This window comes from Actinomyces wuliandei (genome assembly GCF_004010955.1).
Lineage (GTDB): Bacteria > Actinomycetota > Actinomycetes > Actinomycetales > Actinomycetaceae > Actinomyces > Actinomyces wuliandei.
This window is the reverse complement of sequence record NZ_CP025227.1, coordinates 817,635-832,430: the sequence shown is the minus strand read 5'-3', so window position 1 is coordinate 832,430 and position 14,796 is coordinate 817,635. Positions and strand designations below refer to the sequence as shown.

14 protein-coding genes, 1 tRNA gene and 1 pseudogene are annotated in these 14,796 nt (G+C 69.4%); 10 read left to right on the top strand and 6 right to left on the bottom strand.

Annotated features, from left to right (window positions below; translation table 11 throughout):
* Window positions 1–54: 54 nt before the first annotated feature.
* Window positions 55–1,377: pseudogene (locus CWS50_RS03405) on the top strand (IS256 family transposase).
* On the opposite strand, the gene CWS50_RS03400 reads toward CWS50_RS03405, so the two are convergent.
* From CWS50_RS03400 to CWS50_RS03390, 3 genes are all read right to left on the bottom strand, one after another.
* Window positions 1,368–1,856, bottom strand: coding sequence for a DUF6036 family nucleotidyltransferase (locus tag CWS50_RS03400; protein ID WP_127841670.1), 489 nt, complete (start codon window positions 1,854–1,856; stop codon window positions 1,368–1,370). The pseudogene CWS50_RS03405 and the gene CWS50_RS03400 sit on opposite strands and share 10 nt — an antisense overlap.
* On the bottom strand, window positions 1,853–2,356 hold the full coding sequence (locus CWS50_RS03395) for a hypothetical protein (protein WP_206610460.1): 504 nt from the start codon (window positions 2,354–2,356) through the stop codon (window positions 1,853–1,855). The genes CWS50_RS03400 and CWS50_RS03395 overlap by 4 nt, the downstream gene beginning before the upstream one ends.
* Window positions 2,357–2,427: 71 nt before the next feature.
* Complete coding sequence (locus CWS50_RS03390; RefSeq protein WP_127841669.1) at window positions 2,428–2,634, bottom strand: hypothetical protein; 207 nt, start codon at window positions 2,632–2,634, stop codon at window positions 2,428–2,430.
* A gap of 353 nt (window positions 2,635–2,987) precedes the next feature.
* Here CWS50_RS03390 and CWS50_RS13165 point away from each other — a divergent pair, with 353 nt between their 5' ends.
* The 6 genes from CWS50_RS13165 (at window position 2,988) to CWS50_RS12890 (ending at window position 5,485) form a co-directional block, all read left to right on the top strand.
* A complete protein-coding gene (locus CWS50_RS13165) occupies window positions 2,988–3,713 on the top strand; it encodes a helix-turn-helix domain-containing protein (RefSeq protein ID WP_206610459.1) in 726 nt (241 codons plus the stop codon).
* A 54-nt stretch (window positions 3,714–3,767) separates the two neighbouring features.
* Window positions 3,768–4,070: a hypothetical protein gene (locus CWS50_RS03380; RefSeq protein WP_127841668.1), complete on the top strand. Its 303-nt coding sequence runs from the start codon at window positions 3,768–3,770 to the stop codon at window positions 4,068–4,070.
* 269 nt (window positions 4,071–4,339) lie between these two features.
* Window positions 4,340–4,534: a hypothetical protein gene (locus CWS50_RS03375; RefSeq protein WP_243118438.1), complete on the top strand. Its 195-nt coding sequence runs from the start codon at window positions 4,340–4,342 to the stop codon at window positions 4,532–4,534.
* 14 nt (window positions 4,535–4,548) lie between these two features.
* Entirely contained in the window at window positions 4,549–4,878 is a 330-nt protein-coding gene (locus CWS50_RS03370) for a gamma-glutamyltransferase (protein WP_127841667.1), read from the top strand.
* Window positions 4,879–4,995: 117 nt separating this feature from the next.
* The gene (locus CWS50_RS03365; protein WP_180342361.1) at window positions 4,996–5,295 is read left to right on the top strand and encodes a helix-turn-helix domain-containing protein; all 300 of its coding nucleotides are present in this window, start codon (window positions 4,996–4,998) and stop codon (window positions 5,293–5,295) included.
* Between the two features lie 52 nt (window positions 5,296–5,347).
* Entirely contained in the window at window positions 5,348–5,485 is a 138-nt protein-coding gene (locus tag CWS50_RS12890) for a hypothetical protein (protein ID WP_164860067.1), read from the top strand.
* 384 nt (window positions 5,486–5,869) lie between these two features.
* Here the strand turns inward: CWS50_RS12890 and CWS50_RS03360 are convergent.
* Both CWS50_RS03360 and CWS50_RS03355 read right to left on the bottom strand, forming a co-directional pair.
* Window positions 5,870–5,946, bottom strand: a tRNA-Met gene (locus CWS50_RS03360).
* Between the two features lie 264 nt (window positions 5,947–6,210).
* A complete protein-coding gene (locus CWS50_RS03355; RefSeq protein WP_127841666.1) occupies window positions 6,211–9,351 on the bottom strand; it encodes a UPF0182 family membrane protein in 3,141 nt (1,046 codons plus the stop codon).
* A gap of 306 nt (window positions 9,352–9,657) precedes the next feature.
* On the opposite strand from CWS50_RS03355, the gene CWS50_RS03350 reads away from it, so the two are divergent.
* Window positions 9,658–10,356: a PPA1309 family protein gene (locus CWS50_RS03350; RefSeq protein ID WP_243118437.1), complete on the top strand. Its 699-nt coding sequence runs from the start codon at window positions 9,658–9,660 to the stop codon at window positions 10,354–10,356.
* Window positions 10,357–10,501: 145 nt separating this feature from the next.
* Here CWS50_RS03350 and CWS50_RS03345 read toward each other — a convergent pair whose 3' ends face one another.
* The gene (locus tag CWS50_RS03345; RefSeq protein WP_127841665.1) at window positions 10,502–12,037 is read right to left on the bottom strand and encodes a zinc-dependent metalloprotease; all 1,536 of its coding nucleotides are present in this window, start codon (window positions 12,035–12,037) and stop codon (window positions 10,502–10,504) included.
* A 358-nt stretch (window positions 12,038–12,395) separates the two neighbouring features.
* Here CWS50_RS03345 and CWS50_RS03340 point away from each other — a divergent pair, with 358 nt between their 5' ends.
* Together CWS50_RS03340 and CWS50_RS03335 are read left to right on the top strand one after the other, a co-directional pair.
* Window positions 12,396–13,595 carry a YlbL family protein gene (locus CWS50_RS03340; protein WP_306821231.1) on the top strand — a complete coding sequence of 400 codons (1,200 nt, stop codon included), beginning with the start codon at window positions 12,396–12,398 and terminating at the stop codon, window positions 13,593–13,595.
* A gap of 170 nt (window positions 13,596–13,765) precedes the next feature.
* Window positions 13,766–14,752 carry a hypothetical protein gene (locus CWS50_RS03335; RefSeq protein ID WP_127841663.1) on the top strand — a complete coding sequence of 329 codons (987 nt, stop codon included), beginning with the start codon at window positions 13,766–13,768 and terminating at the stop codon, window positions 14,750–14,752.
* Window positions 14,753–14,796 lie beyond the last annotated feature (44 nt).

The window sequence follows — 14,796 nt, the reverse complement described above, 5'->3', positions numbered from 1 at the left end:
CCTGTGTGAGCCCTTCTGGAAGGACTGATTCTGGTGGCTGTGACTGATGACAGGATGGCTGACGTGGCTGCTGGTAGTGCCAGCGGGCGCCGCGTGGTTGAGCGGCTGCGTGACTCTGGTGGCCTGGACGACCTGTTCGAGCGTATCGACTCCGGCCAGGTCGAGCTGACCGGTACCGACGGGCTCCTGCCAGCCCTGCTCAAGGAGTCCCTGGAACGGGGCCTGCAGGCTGGGATGACCGAGCACCTGGGCTACGAGAAGGGCGAGCGCACGCCCGTGGCGCGTGGCAGCACCCGTAACGGCACAGCGACCAAGACCGTCAGCTCCGAGGTGGGCTCCCTCAAGGTCGAGATGCCCCGGGACGGCTGGCGGCTTCACGCCCCGCCTGGTGCGCAAGGGCCAGCGGCGCCTGGACGGGCCGGGGCTCCATGATCATCAGCCTGTGCGCCGGGGGCATGACGGCGCGCGAGACCGCCCACCACCTGGAGTCCACCCTGGGGGTGGACCTGTCCCCCGCCACGATCGGCAAGATCACCGACGCGGTGGCCCAGGCGGTCCTGGAGCGGCAGGACCGCCCGCTGGAGGACTTCTACCCAGTCATCTACCTCGACGCCATCCGCGTCAAGGTCCGTGCCGACCACCGCGTGACCACCCGGTCGGCCCACATCGCCGTGGGCGTGGGCATGGAGGGCGTCAAGCACGTGCTGGGTACCTGGGTCCAGGACGAGGAAGGGGGCCTCGTGCGCGCCGAGCTGGCCAACCGGGGCGTCCAAGGACGTGCTCATCGTGTGACGGGCGGGCTGGCCGGCCTGCCCGCGGCCATTGAGGCCACCTGGCCCGGCTCCCTGGTCCCCACCTGCGTGGTCCACCTGACCCGCGCCTCGACGCGGTTCGTGGCCTACCAGGACCCCAAGAGGGTCGCCGGCCCTCAGGCCCGTCTACACGGCTCCCAGCGAGGAGGCCGCCCTGGAGGCCCTTGCGTCCTTCGCCGACCAGTGGGGCCAGAAGTACCCCGAGGCCGTAGCGACCTGGGAGAGGGCCTGGGAACGGCTCACCCCGTTCCTGGCCTTCCCTCCGGCCCTGCGCCGCGTCATCTACACCACCAACGCGATCGAGTCGCTGAGCTACCAGCTGCGCAAGGTCTCAAGGAACCGGGGGCACCTCCCCTTCGACGAGGCCGCCGTCAAGCTGCTGTGGCTGGCCATCTGCGACATCGAGGACAAGCGCGCCCGCCAACGAGACAAGGAGCGCAACCAGCCACCCAGCAGGCGCAGGACCAAGGGCCGCCCCATCCAGGGGCACACAACCACCAGCTGGAAACAGGCCCTTGCCCAACTCGCCGCAGCCTACCCCGACCGCATTAACCCCTACCTCTGATCAACACGCTCACACAGACAACTTGACAGGCTCCCGGTCAGCACCGCCAGCCTGGCCGCGTCGTCCATGTCCCGCCTACCCCGCCCGGAGTGGATCTTCATGGCCAGCAGGTAGGCCGGCGAGGCGACCTGGACCAGCAGGTGCCTGGCCTCGAGGACCGTCCGGGCCTCGGGGTCGTCCCCGGGCAGGAACCCCTTGGCCGCGTCGTTGACCCAGTCGGGCTCCAGCCCCTCCCGGGCGGCGACCTCCTCGATGACCTCCCTGACCACCGGGGCGGGCCGGAACAGGGCGTCCACGTCACGGGTCGAGCGGGCGGCGTCGTAGGCCAGGGCTATGGCCGCTCCACCCACCACGAACAGCACGGCGTGCTCACCCCTCCGGGCCAGCCCCTCCTCCACCAGGCCGAACAGCCCCAGCAGCCGCTCCCCCGTCAGAGGAGGGCCAGGGTGCGGCTCGTCCCCGGCGGGCGTGCTGCTCATGCCCGCGCCAGGGACCGGCTGGTGATGAGGATGCCGCGCCGCCTAAACGCCTCAGGACTCTGCGCCTCGGCCTCCGACCTGAAGATCCCGGGCACATCGGCGTACCACCACCTGGGGCACACCCGCCCGGGCTCCTCCACCCAGGCCGGGGCCTGCCACCCGTCACGCCCGGCCAGGAAGTCAGCCAGAGCCGCGAGGGCCGCGTCAACCTCCACCGCCCCGGTGGGCGGAGGCTCCTGGGTGAAGACCTGGCTGGCGAACTCCACGCCGCCGCGGCGCAGGCAGGAGGTGTAGTCGTCCAGGGTCTGGAGCACCCCGAACCGCCACCCCAGAGCCAGGCCGTCCTCACCCGCGACCAGGGGCCGCGCCTCGGCGGCGTTGGACGCCGCCGTGTGACGCACCGGCTCCCCCGGCGTGTAGGACGCAACCCACGGCTCCTGCCCCTCGGCCTCGGCCAGCATCTCAGACACCGACGGGACCCGGCCACCAAAGACCCCCACAGGCCCACACCCCCTTCCGCCGCTCGGCGCCCACCAAGTGTACCGGCACCCCACCACCAGGCGCCCAGCGGCTACCCCAGCCACTGGAAAACAAGCCGGACCAGCCAGACGACCCCCTTAACCGCAGTAGCCACGGCGTTAACGGCACCCGCGACAATCCTGACATCATGTGCGAGCCGCACCACGGCCTCGCGCCATCCCTGGGCCTTCTTCCGCCACGGCCGCCCCGGCTCTGCGTGCTTCCTGTCGTCGTTCCTGCTGCTGTCCTTGCTCCTCATGTCTGCCTCCTGAACAGGTGAAGCCCGTCCCTGTGGGACCAGGCAAGAACCCGACCTGGGTCCTCACTCAAGACAGATGCGAACGAAGCCTCCTGCGGGCAGAGGTGTGCGCCCACGCTCCACAACGAGGGTGAGTGCGCCCGGCTGCAAGGCGCTGGGTGCCCGGACGTGCCGAGGAGCGTGACAGCGTGAGTGAGACGACGAGCAGCCCCTACCTGGACCCGAAGGGTCCAAGGGTGGCCTACCAGATGGTGGACCTGTCCACACGTCCCGACCCGGCCCTCCTGGCCTGCCGCCCGTGAGGATCCAGAGGGTGGATACTCTGGCCATCAGACGACAGACAGGAGTGAGCCGTGAGCCGACCCGACGAGGAGGCGCGCGCCTGGACGGGCTGGCCACTGCCCACTAGCTACCCGGCCCTGCTCAGCAGGGCGCAGGCCCGCGAGGTGACCCGCCACGACCAGGCCGGGGCGCTGGCCGCGACCACCAGGCCCGACCCGGCCGACACCGCCCTGACCCGCGTCGCCTACATCCAGCGCGAGAGCGGCGGGCGTGCCGCCCGCGCGGCCGAGCGCGCCGCCGACCACGCAGCCACCGCCGCCGACCCGGGCCACCGCGACCACGCGCGGGCCCAGGCCGTCCAGACCCGGTTCCTGGAGTCGTGGTCCGCGGCCCGGGACCGGTGGGAGGCCGAGCACGCCGCCCAGCTCGCCGCCGACCGCCTGCCCGGCCCCGTCCTGCGCGCCCTGCGCACCACCATGGGCCTGGACCAGGCCCAGCTCGCTGACCGCCTGGGCGTGGCCACCGACACCGTCCGGTGGTGGGAGTCCGGCCGGTCCCTCATCAACCACGGCGCCACTCAGGAGGTCTGGGTCATCTGGCAGGACTGGGTCCACAAGCTCGACGCCCTGGCGGACACCGCCGGGGAGGGGGGCGTGCCCGTCCTGGCTGCCGACACGCCTCCCGCTACCCTGCGCGCCGTCGCCGTCCTCCTGGCCGGCCACCGGTTCACCACCAGCCCCGGGCCTCTCACTCTTCCCGCGCCCCACACCCCCGGCACAGACCGGCAGCCACAGTAACTACGCACACGTAGGGGCAGGGCCAACTGCCCCTACGTGCGCGTAGGCACCTGGATGCACCAGACGCACCTGGCCATCCACTGGCGGACGGGCCAGGGGACCGTCTACGCACTCGACTGCGCAGGCCAGCGCGACGGAGACTACAGCGCCGTCCATCTCGACGAGATCGACGGCGTGGACCAGGAGGTGCGCGAGGCCGTGGCCCGCGCAGTACGTGCCCGCATGGACAGTCAGGCCAGCCAGTTTGCCCGCCAGGACCTCGACGCGTCCGGCCTGACCGTGGTGACTAGGGGCAGTGCCTGTGCCTGGACACCACCAGACCAGGCCGACCTGGGCTGGCAGACACTGCCTGTATGAACCACCACGCCAGCCTCCTCCCTGTCCCCGAAACCTGGGCCACCGCCATGACACGAGCGGTAGAGACAGCAGCATAGCCATTGACGACGAGCACCGTCCCCTCGCCAAGTGCAGTGACGGTGGCCCGTCCGCGTCGCGGCGGGACCAGCCGCAGGTCTTGACCCCACCATCATTTCGGTACTACCATTACTGTGTGGGCTTCGAGTTCACCCGGTCGGCCGACAGGCACGGTATCCCCCACGACGACGCTGTCCACGCCGTGGTCAACCATGTCAACTACGCCGTCCTCCAGCCGCGCCGACCAGGGGAGAGGTCCTTCATGTTCAATCGGCCTGCCCCACCCGCAGGCGATGCGCTACCTCGAGGTCGGCGTGGCCGTGGACGGCCGCGGACACCGCGTCATCTTCCACGCCATGGAGGTCACCGACCTCTACCACCACCTCGTCACGCCCACCAGCCACTGAGACAAGGAGCCACCATGACCGAGGCCCACCACACCCTCACCGAGGCCGACCAGGCCTACTACGACGCCTACGACGAGGACGTCACCGCTGGCAGGGTCCCTGCCGTCGCCCACGGCACGCCCCGCGACGGATCCCGCGTCAGCGACGCCGAGCTCGACGCCATCCTGCGGGGCCGCCCCACCCTCGGCTACGACCGTGCCACCGGGCACGGTCGCTCACCCCGCCGCCAGGTCCGCCTGCCCGAGGCCACCAGCGCAGCCCTGGACGCCTACGCAGCCGCCCACGACACCACCCCCAGCGCCGTCATCCGCGACGCCGTCGAGAAGTACCTCGCCACCGCCTGACACCACCCCGCGTCCGGCAGGGGCGTGGGCGTCGGCTCAGGCCAGCCCACGCGCGCGCCACACCCGCCAAGCCACCCAGACAGCAGCCAAGAAGACCCGAAAGAAAAGGAAACGACCGTGAGGACCACACTGTTCCGGCAGGCCGAGGCCCTGGAGACCATGACACCACACGAGCGTGCCCGGTTCGACGCAGCCGAGGCCAAGGAGGAGACCCGCCTGCGGCTCGCCGAGCTCGTCTACACCGCACGCACCCAGGCCGGGCTGACCCAGACCGAGCTGGCCCACCGCATGGGCACCCAGCAGTCAGTCATCTCCGCCGTAGAGAACGGTGGACAGATCCCCTCCGTCTCAACCCTGTGGCGCATCGCCCACGCACTGAACCTGCGACTGACCATCGACATGGCCGCCGCCAGCTGAAGAAACTGCCCCCGACCCCTCTGCCATACCCCTGAAGACAAGGAGCACACCCATGGCCTACAGGACCACGACGGTGCCCGTGTCCTCCCTGGCCCTCGACCTGGACAACCCCAGGCTCGGAGACGGCATCGAGAGCCAGGACGACGCGATAGCAGCGATGTTCAAGGACACAAAAAGACCAGGGAGATGACCGCCCTGGCAAGGAGCATCGTCCTCCTGGGTGGCCTGGGTCCCTCCCCCCTGCCCGTGGTCACCCAGGAGGACACCACCACGGTGGTGCTGGAGGGCAACAGGAGGGTGACCTGCCTGAAGCTCCTCCACGACCCGCACCTGGCCCCCACCAAGGAGATCCAGGAGTCGTTCCAGGACCTCACCGACAGCACCACCACGACCGTCCCGCGCAGCATCAGCGTGATCGCCTACGACTCACGCCAGGAGTACGACGACTTCCTGGAGATGCGCCACACCGCTGACGGGGCCTGGGTGCCGGCCCCCTACGTGCCGGGCACCGCGGTCGCGGCCGCCCTGGGGACGGCAGCGGCCCCGGCACCTGGTGGTGCCGGGGCCGCTGGGGTGGTAGCGGGGGCAGGATTCGAACCTGCGACCTCCGGGTTATGAGCCCGGCGAGCTACCGAACTGCTCCACCCCGCGCTGGTGAAGTGATCCTAGCGCCCCGCATTGAAGTCGAGCAAACCGTCAAGACGTGCCTTTAGTCACCCATTCACGCAGGCCCCTCCCCGCAGCACACCAGCCCCTACCGAGCAGCATCCATCAGAGCAGTGACCGGGGGTGGCCGCACCGGAAACGCGGTGCGGCCACCCCCGCAACGGACAGCAGCCCAGTCGCGACCCAGGCGGCCACATAAACCGCCCAAGGGTCCGGGTGCATCAGGATCAGGAGCCCCGGAGGAGCTCCTCAGCCCTCTCCGAGCCGCTCCCTGGCGTCAACAGCCCTGTTCACAGCGTCGTTGAGACGGTCCTGAGCCTCACCGTAGGCCTCCCAGTCGCCTTCACTCATCGCGGTCTGGGCGTCACTCATCGCCTGGTCCGCGTCCGTCAGCGCCTGGTCCAGGTCAGCCTGCGGGTCCCCGGTGGACGACCCGCTCGTGTCGGCGGAGGGTGGGGCCGAGGCCTCGGCGGACGGCTCGCCGCTGGCGGACGCAGGGGCCTCGGCTGACGGCTCGGCAGAGGCCTCAGCAGTCTCCTCCGGAGCCGCTGTGGCATTCTGGGTCGGGTCCGTCCCGTCAGTAGCCTCGTTGGTGTCATTGGCCGCGCCGGCGTCACCGTCCACGGCCTCCTCACCTGTGGTCGCACCCGAGTCGCCACCAAAGACCTGGTCCAGGGCGCCCGAGAGCGTGTCAGCGAAGCCGACCTCGTCACCGAAGGCCACCAGCACCTTGCGCAGCAGCGGGTACTGAGTCCCCGAGGAGGACTGGACGTACACCGGCTGGACGTACAGGAGACCACCGCCCACCGGTAGAGTCAGGAGGTTGCCCTTGATCACCTCCGAGCCCTGCTGGGACAGCAGGTTCAGCGTCTGGGACACCTCCGGGTCGGAGTCGAAGATGTTCTGGACCTGTCCGGGGCCAGAGACGTTGGAGGAGCGAGGCAGCTCCAGGAGCCGCAGCTGCCCGTAGTTGGGGTTACGCCGCCCCGGCTCACCGGTAGCCGTCTCGGAGTCCACTGCCAGGAACCCGGTCAGCACGTTGCGGTTGGTGTTACCTCCGATGATGTAGACGCTGGACAGGGAGAAGGTCGCCTCATCCTGCCCCGGCATCTTCAGAGTCAGGTAGTAAGGGTCCTGAAGGTCGGACTCCGAGGTCGTCGGGTCGTCCGGGACCTTCCAGAAGTCACCACCGGAGTAGAACTCTGCCGCGTCATCGACGTGGTAGCTCGCCATGATGGTGCGCTGCACGGTAAACAGGTCCTCCGGGTAGCGCATGTGCGCCATGAGGTCGGCACTCATCTCGCTCATGGGGGTGACTGAGCCGGGGAAGACGGAGTCCCACGCCTTGAGGATCGGGTCATCCTCGTCCCACTCGTACAGGGTGACCGAGCCGTCGTAGGCGTCCACGACCGCCTTGACCGAGTTGCGCACGTAGTTGGACTCCTCCGGCGCCCCCAGCAGCGCGGCGTTGCCGTCGGAGGAGGTGGCCGTGTCCTCCAGGGACTCGTGCTGGGAGTAGGGGTAGTTGTTCGTCGTCGTGTAGCCGTCGACGATCCACACCACACGCTTGGGCGTCGATGGGTCGTCATCGTCGTCTACCACTGCCGGGTAGGGGCTGCCGTCCAGGGTGAGCCAGGGGGCAACCTTGGCCACGCGCTGCGCCGGGTCCCGGTCGTAGAGGATCTGGGAGCCGGACCGCACCTCCTGGGAGAACAGGATGTTCATCTCCTGGAACCTGGTGGCGTACAGGAGCCGGTTGATCGGGTTGGACACGTTGGGGCCACCGTCCCCAGAGAAGGTGGTGTTGACCTGCCCGGTCTCAGAGGTGTCGTCGGGGTAGTTGAGCTCGCGGGGCGTACCGCCGTCATCGCCTCCCACGATCGAGTAGTCGGCTGATGCCTGGCCAAAGTAGATACGCGGCTCGTAGTCGCCCAGGTCCCCGGAGGAGGGGATACCGCCCTCCCAGAAGGAGGGGTAGCCACCGGTGGCGACCGTGTTGCCGTAGGCGGTGACCACACCGTAGCCGTGAGTGTAGACAGTGTGCTCGTTGACCCACGTGCGCTGGCTGTCCCCCAGCCCGGACAGGTTGAGCTCACGGACTGCGATCACCGTGTCCCGGCTGGCGGAGTCCACCGTGTACCGGTCCACGTTGAGAGTCTCGCGGAAGGAGTAGTACTGCTTGTTCTGCTGGAGCTGCTGGAAGGTCGGCGACACCAGGTGGGGGTCCAGCAGACGGATGGACGTCGTGGACTCGGTGTCCTCCTGCAGCTGTCCGGCCTCGGCAGTCGTCCTGGCGTCGTAGGCAGTGGTCTCGATGCCGTCCAGCCCGTAGGCAGCCAGTGTGGCGTCGATGTTGCGCTGGATGTACTGGGCCTCCTGGCGCTGAGCGTTGGGATCGACGACGAACGTCTGGATCGCGGCAGGGTAGGCGGTCCCCACCAGGAGGGCCGAGACCACCATGACGACCACTCCGGTCACCGGAAGACGCCACGAGCGGGACCGCAGCGAGGCCAGGAAGAGCACAGCCACCACGATGGAGATCGCCGCCAGGATCGCCCTGGCCGGGACCACGGCGTTGATGTCGGTGTAGCCTGCCCCGTCGAACCGGGAGCTCGCGGCGTACAGCGCGGTGTAGCGGTCCAGCCAGTAACGGCCCCCCTGCAGCAGGGCGTAGAGGGTGAGGAACACTGTCAGGTGGGTCCGCGCGGCCCTGGTGAAGTGCGGCTGGCGGGAGACGGAGATGCCGCCGTACAGGTAGTGGACCGCCACGGAGGCCACCCCGGAGAACAAGACCACGTTGGACAGGTAGCCGAGCGCTGTCAGGAGCACAGGAAGGATGAAGACGTAGAACGACATGTCGATGCCAAACTGCGGGTCCCTGACACCGAAGGACTGGCTGTGGATGGCCAGCAGCACCTGCTCCCACTGCGGAGCCAGCTCCCAGGCGGCTCCCAGCAGCCCCAGGACGGCAGGGATGGCCCAGGTCAGAAGCCTGCGCATCGGCTCGACGGCAGTCTGGTAGGCCTCCAGGCTCCTGCTTGCCTCGTCGCTGGGGACGACCACCTCACGGGCCTGGTAGGCGCGGGACATCGCGGTGTAGACAGCACCGAACATGACCACGAATCCCAGGAGGAACAGGGCGGCCCCAGCCACCCACCGGGTCCAGATGACGCGGGAGAAGCCCACCTGGTCGTACCACAGCACCTCCGTCCAGGTCTGGGAGGCGAAGACGATCACGCCCCCGATCACCGCGAGGATGAGAGCCGTCAGCGCCAGCGGTCCAGGGCGCCGTCGTCCGGAGCCGACACTGTCGGTCCTGGGAGTACGCGGAGGCCGGGCACCTCCACCCCCAAAACCGGGTCTGGAGCCGGAAGGCCCGAACCTAGGCACAGATCGGGATCGGGACGCTGACGAGGAGCCGGACCCACCGGGCCTGGAGGGCCGACTGTGCCCATGATCCTGGTCAGGCTCGTGGGACTCCTCCGACCTGTCTGACTTGTTGCTCGGCTCTTCTTCGTTCCGGGTGCTCACAATCACACTCCGTGTCTGGTCTGCACAGGGGCACCGACCAGCAGGTCGGTGTGTCTATCGTCTCACAGCCTCCCTACCTGTAGGCAACCTGTCGCCGTGGGAACACCAAGACGAGACCGGTACGACATCCACGGGACGTGGGGCCAGGGGTGGGACCATGGGGCCATGGCCTCACCAGAACCTGACCCTGCGGAGCGCGACCACGCCCCCACCTCTGGTACCGCGTCCCTCGGCTCCCTCGCCGCCGACCGCAGGACCCCGTCCGCGCAGGACCCCGGTGCGCAGGAGCGAGGCAGAGCCGCCGAGGGGGCGCACACGGCGGACACCTCCGCCCAGGAGGCCCTGGTCGCGGCGGTGACCGAGACCGAGGCGCACGTGTCTGCCCACGGCTGGGACGCCCCGGTACGGGTCTTCTCCCTGGTGCGCACCGCCGAGGCGCTGGAGCACGACCCCGGGCTCGGTCGGCTCCTACCCGCTCAGGAGCTGGCGCGGTCCCGTCGTGACCCGCAGGCGCTGACCGTCATCGAGCAGGAGGATCTGCCTGCCGCAGCCGACCTAGAGGACCTCCTCGGCCAGCTGGCCTGGCCGGAGTCTGTCCACGGTGCCGTCCTCAGCGTCGAGAGAACTGTCCTCAGCCCTCAGGCACAGGCGCGGGTCGAGGCCGTCGCTGACCCCCAGGAGCGCACAGCCCTGGTCGGCAGCCTCGCGGACCGAGAGGACATCCGTATGGTGGTGGGAGTCCTGCGCAGCGGTGAGTCCTGGTGCGCGCTGCGGTCACGCTCCCATGACTCGGACGGAGACGTCTACCGGGGGGAGCGTCTGGTCCCCCAGCTGGTCGAGGCCCTGGCAGCCACCTTCCTGTAGCCAGCCTGCCCGGTCACACCCATACCCTGCACGGCTGTCCTACCCCGCACGGCTTCGGAAGCAAGGTGTACGTACCTTGCCTCCGCCTTGCTCGCCTCAGTCGCTGGACCGGCCCCTCCCGGTTGTCACGACACGACTGCTACGACTACGGACCGGTCACCGCGCCCGGCTGGTCAGGGCCGTCGTCCTCGGTCCCCCTGGGCTCCTCGTCGGAGCCCCCAGAGTCCTCGGGGACGCCCTCCCCGGAGCCTTCCTGCTGGCTGTGCCCGCCACCGGCCCGTCTGGCACCCTCCGCGTAGCCCAGGGTCCCCTCCAGGAGGGAGACCAGGTCCGCGTCCATCTGCGCGTCCATGTCCTCAGCGGCGCGACGGATCGTCAGGAAGTCCTCAGGGCTGGCGAGCTCGGCAGCCGTCGGCATGACGTCGGGATGGTTCCAGAAGGCATCCCGCTCCGCGTCCCCGGCCTGCTCCCCCAGGTGGGACCACAGGCGGGCCGCCTCACGAGCCAGGCGCGGCCTGAAGGTCAGGCCGATGAGCCGGGAGAAGAGCTGCTCGGCAGGGCCACCCTGGGCACGTCTGCGTCGCATCATCTCCTGCAGGGCCACAGCACTGGGCAGGTGCGGGGCCACGGCGCGGGCAGTCACCACCTCGACCCAGCCCTCGACCAGTGCCAGCAGTGTCTCCAGGCGCTCCAGCGCCTCACGCTGGGAGCTGGTCTCCTGCGGCGCGAACAGCCCCCCGTTCAAGGCTGCCTGCAAAGCCTCCGGATCATTGGGGTCCACCTGTGCCACTGCGGACTCCAGGGCGTCGGTATCAATACGGATCTCGCGGGCGTAAGCCTCCACAGCCCCCATCACCTGGCCCCGCAGCCATGGGACATGGGCGTAGAGACGGGCCGTGGCTGCCTCCCGGACCGCGAGGAACATGAGCGCCTCATGCTGCTCCACCTCCAGCCCCTCGGCAAAGGAGCTGACATTGGTGGGGACAAGCGCGGTACCCGGGTCCCGGGTCAGGGGGATCCCGGTATCGGTGGCCCCAACCGCCTCCCTGGCCAGCCCACCGATGGCCTGGCCCAGCTGGAGCCCGAAAGCCGTACCGGCCATCGTGCGCATAATCGACCCCAGGGCTCCCATCTGCTGGGCGGCCTGCCCCATGCTCTCCGGCAGCTCGCGTATCTGCTTCTCCAGGGTTGATGCCAGCGCCGCAGTCACGGCCTCCGCCACGGGCGCGCACACGTCCTTCCACACGGGCATGGTGCGTTCCACCCACGTGCTGCGGCTCCAGGCCTCGCGCCCTCCCGGAGCCGGCATCAGGTCCGTGGCCGTGTCCAGCCACAGGTCGGCTACCTGGAGGGCCTGCCGGGTGGTGTCACCAGCCTCCGCAGTCACGGCCGGGTCGCTGTGTGCCCGGGCCTGCTGAAGGGCAAGGTCCTGGCCCACGGTCCAGTTGACCGGCTCGGTCGTGGACGCGCTGAACACCTGCTGCAGCTGGGAGCGCATCGCGAACAGCTGAGCGGGGCTGAGCCGGGACACGTCTGCCATCCCCGGCAGCTGGGAGAGACCGGAGGGGTCCACACCTGCCGAGCGTAGGGCAGCCACGGCGTCGGCAGCCATCTGCTGACCGAAGATGGAGGAGAGCATCTTCTCCAGCTCACCAAAGGGGTCCTCGGGCTCCTCGCTCATAGAATTCCTCTCTCAGGATCACAGGATACCGGCAGGCATAGACCAGCAGGCAGACCGCAGCCATCTGATGCGTATGAGCCACCACCCGTGCGACGGGCGCAGACGCCTCCCGGCACCCGACCGGTACCGTCCGGACGCTGCCCGGGTCCTGCCCCTGCAACGGTGGCATGGTCCCACACATTCCTGACTGCTACCGGGAGGCAGCCCGGGCCTCCTTGACCGGCTGGCCGGACACTGGTCGGAACAACCAGGACAGCCGACCACGACAGCAGGACGACACAGATCACCGCACATCCGTGCCGCGACGTCAAGTACCTTCTTCGCCCCAATCCCCAGGAAGATGTCCGATGATGGTGCTGTGACGCAGCCAGAGCCCGCACACAAGCCTGACGCCCCTGATGCCGACGACACCCACGACACCGCCGATGCCCGTGGCCGACGTCGCCTGCTGCTGCCGGTGGCGGCAGTGGTCCTCGTCGTCGGCCTTGCCGTGGCCGCCTTCACGGTCCCCGTGGACAGGGTCATTGAGGCTCCGGGACCGACGTGGAACGTGCTGGGCACAGTCTCGCAGGACGACCCGCAAGACCTCGTCACCGTCAGTGGCACCCAGACCTACCCCACCGAGGGGGCGCTGATGATGACGACGATCTCGGTGACAGGGTGCCCCGGCTACCCCGTGACCGTGGCCAACGTCGTCATGGCCTGGCTGTCACCTGACCAGACCGTGCTGGACAGGGAGCAGGTCTGCCCCAAGGAGGTGTCCGCGGAGGAGATCAACGAGCGTAACGAGGTCCAGATGACTGGCTCCCAGGACGCTGCGGTGGTCGCCGCGCTGGAGGAAGTCGGCCTGGCTGAGTCCATATCCATGACGCTGACCGTCACCGGCGTGGCCCAGGAGCAGGCTGGTACCGGCATCGCTGAGGGCGACGTCCTGGTCTCCGTGACCCCGGAGGGAGCACAGCCCACCACGCTGTCCACCTACGCCCAGCTGCGTGACCTCATGGCCACGATTGACCCGGGAACCGAGGTCACCCTGGAGGTCCTGCGTGACGGGAAGCAGGCCACCACCACGCTGACGACGCTGCCCCCGGACACCACAGACAGCGGCGAGGAGACCGCCGAGGAGACCTCGGGCTCCCTGCTGGGGCTGTACCTCGACATCGCCGCTGACTCTGACATTGAGGCCGAGTTCGGCCTCTCCGAGGTCGGCGGACCCAGCGCGGGCCTGATGTTCGCCCTGGCCATCGTCGACAAAGTGACCCCAGGGTCCCTGACAGGCGGGCAGGACATCGCCGGGACCGGCACGATCTCCATGGACGGGCAGGTCGGTGCGATCGGTGGGATCCAGCAGAAGATGGCCGGGGCCTCGGGGGCCGGGGCCGGCTACTTCCTGGCGCCCGCAGGCAACTGTGAGGGGGTTGTCGGTCACGAGCCGGACGATATGCAGGTCTTTGCCGTCGCTACTCTCCACGAGGCCGTCCAGGCGGTGGAGGGTATCGCCTCGGGTGACACCTCCGGGCTCACCACCTGCTCCTCCCTCCAGACCCAGCAGGACTGACCAGGAGGCTCCAGACGCGGGACGAGCCCACCAGAAAGGCTCCGGACGGCTGTCCACAGGTAGTGCCCACGCTCCTGGCCCCGGTGCCAGCCCCGTGACAGGCTCGGGCACGACCGCAGGTCCGGGCGAGGACCTGCCCGCCCCAGGAGACCTGACAAGAAGGAGGCCTGATGCGGATCCGTGGATACAGCCCAGTCCTGTGGCGCAGGCAGGGCGAGAGCCAGATCGGTGCCGAGGCTGGTCACGCCACTGTCCTGACGGGCCTGTCCCAGCAGGAGCAGCACCTGCTCGACCGCCTTCCCGCGACCCTGGAGACCGGCAGCGTCTACCACGCCGCGCGCCACACCCAGGTACCGGTCGCCCGTGCCCGTGAGATCCTCCAGGACCTGGAGCGTCGTGGCACCCTCGTGCGCGGCGCACGCTCGGAGCTGGGGAGTCCTGACTCGATCTACTGGGAGCGTCTGCGCCCCGGTTCCCGGAAGCGCAGCACCGTCCTGAGCTCCTCCACGATCGCCGTGTACGGCTCAGGGCCTCTCCTGCAGGAGGCGGCTCTGTGGCTCGCCGAGGCAGGGGTAGGCACCATCCTGTCGGCAGCCCCTGACAGGGCCGATGGAGCAGACCAGGTCCTGGCAGCGAGATTTCCCGCAGTCCGCACCCGGGCGCCCCTGGGGACCCGGCCCGACCTGGTCCTGACCGTGGACTCCCACGTGGTCGAGCCCCTCCAGGCCCGTCACCTGGCCCAGGAGGGCCTGCCCCAGCTGCCGGTGGTGGTACGTGAGGTCAGTGTGCGTGTCGGCCCCGTACTGGGCAGTCCATCCGGTCCCTGCGCCACCTGCCTGGACCTGTGGGAGAGGGACGCCGACCCCTGCTGGCCCGCACTGGCGACCCAGATGCGTACGCTGCCCCCGCCACAGACGGAACGGCTTCTCCTGCACCAGGCAGCCGCCCTGGCTGCCAGGGCGGCCACGGACAGCCTTCTGGCAGGTGCGGCACAGCACCCCCGCACCCCTGCGACCTCTGTGGACGCGGACGGCGCACCTGGTCCGCCGCCGTCGGTCGACTGGGACAGCACCGGCGTCGAGCTGAGCGGACCTGAGCCGACCGGGACCGCACGCCGCTGGTCCCGCCACGAGGAGTGCCTGTGCTCCCAGGTCTGAGGGACGCTCGCCCCGCGCCCCGGCAGCACCTCGACAGGGCGGAG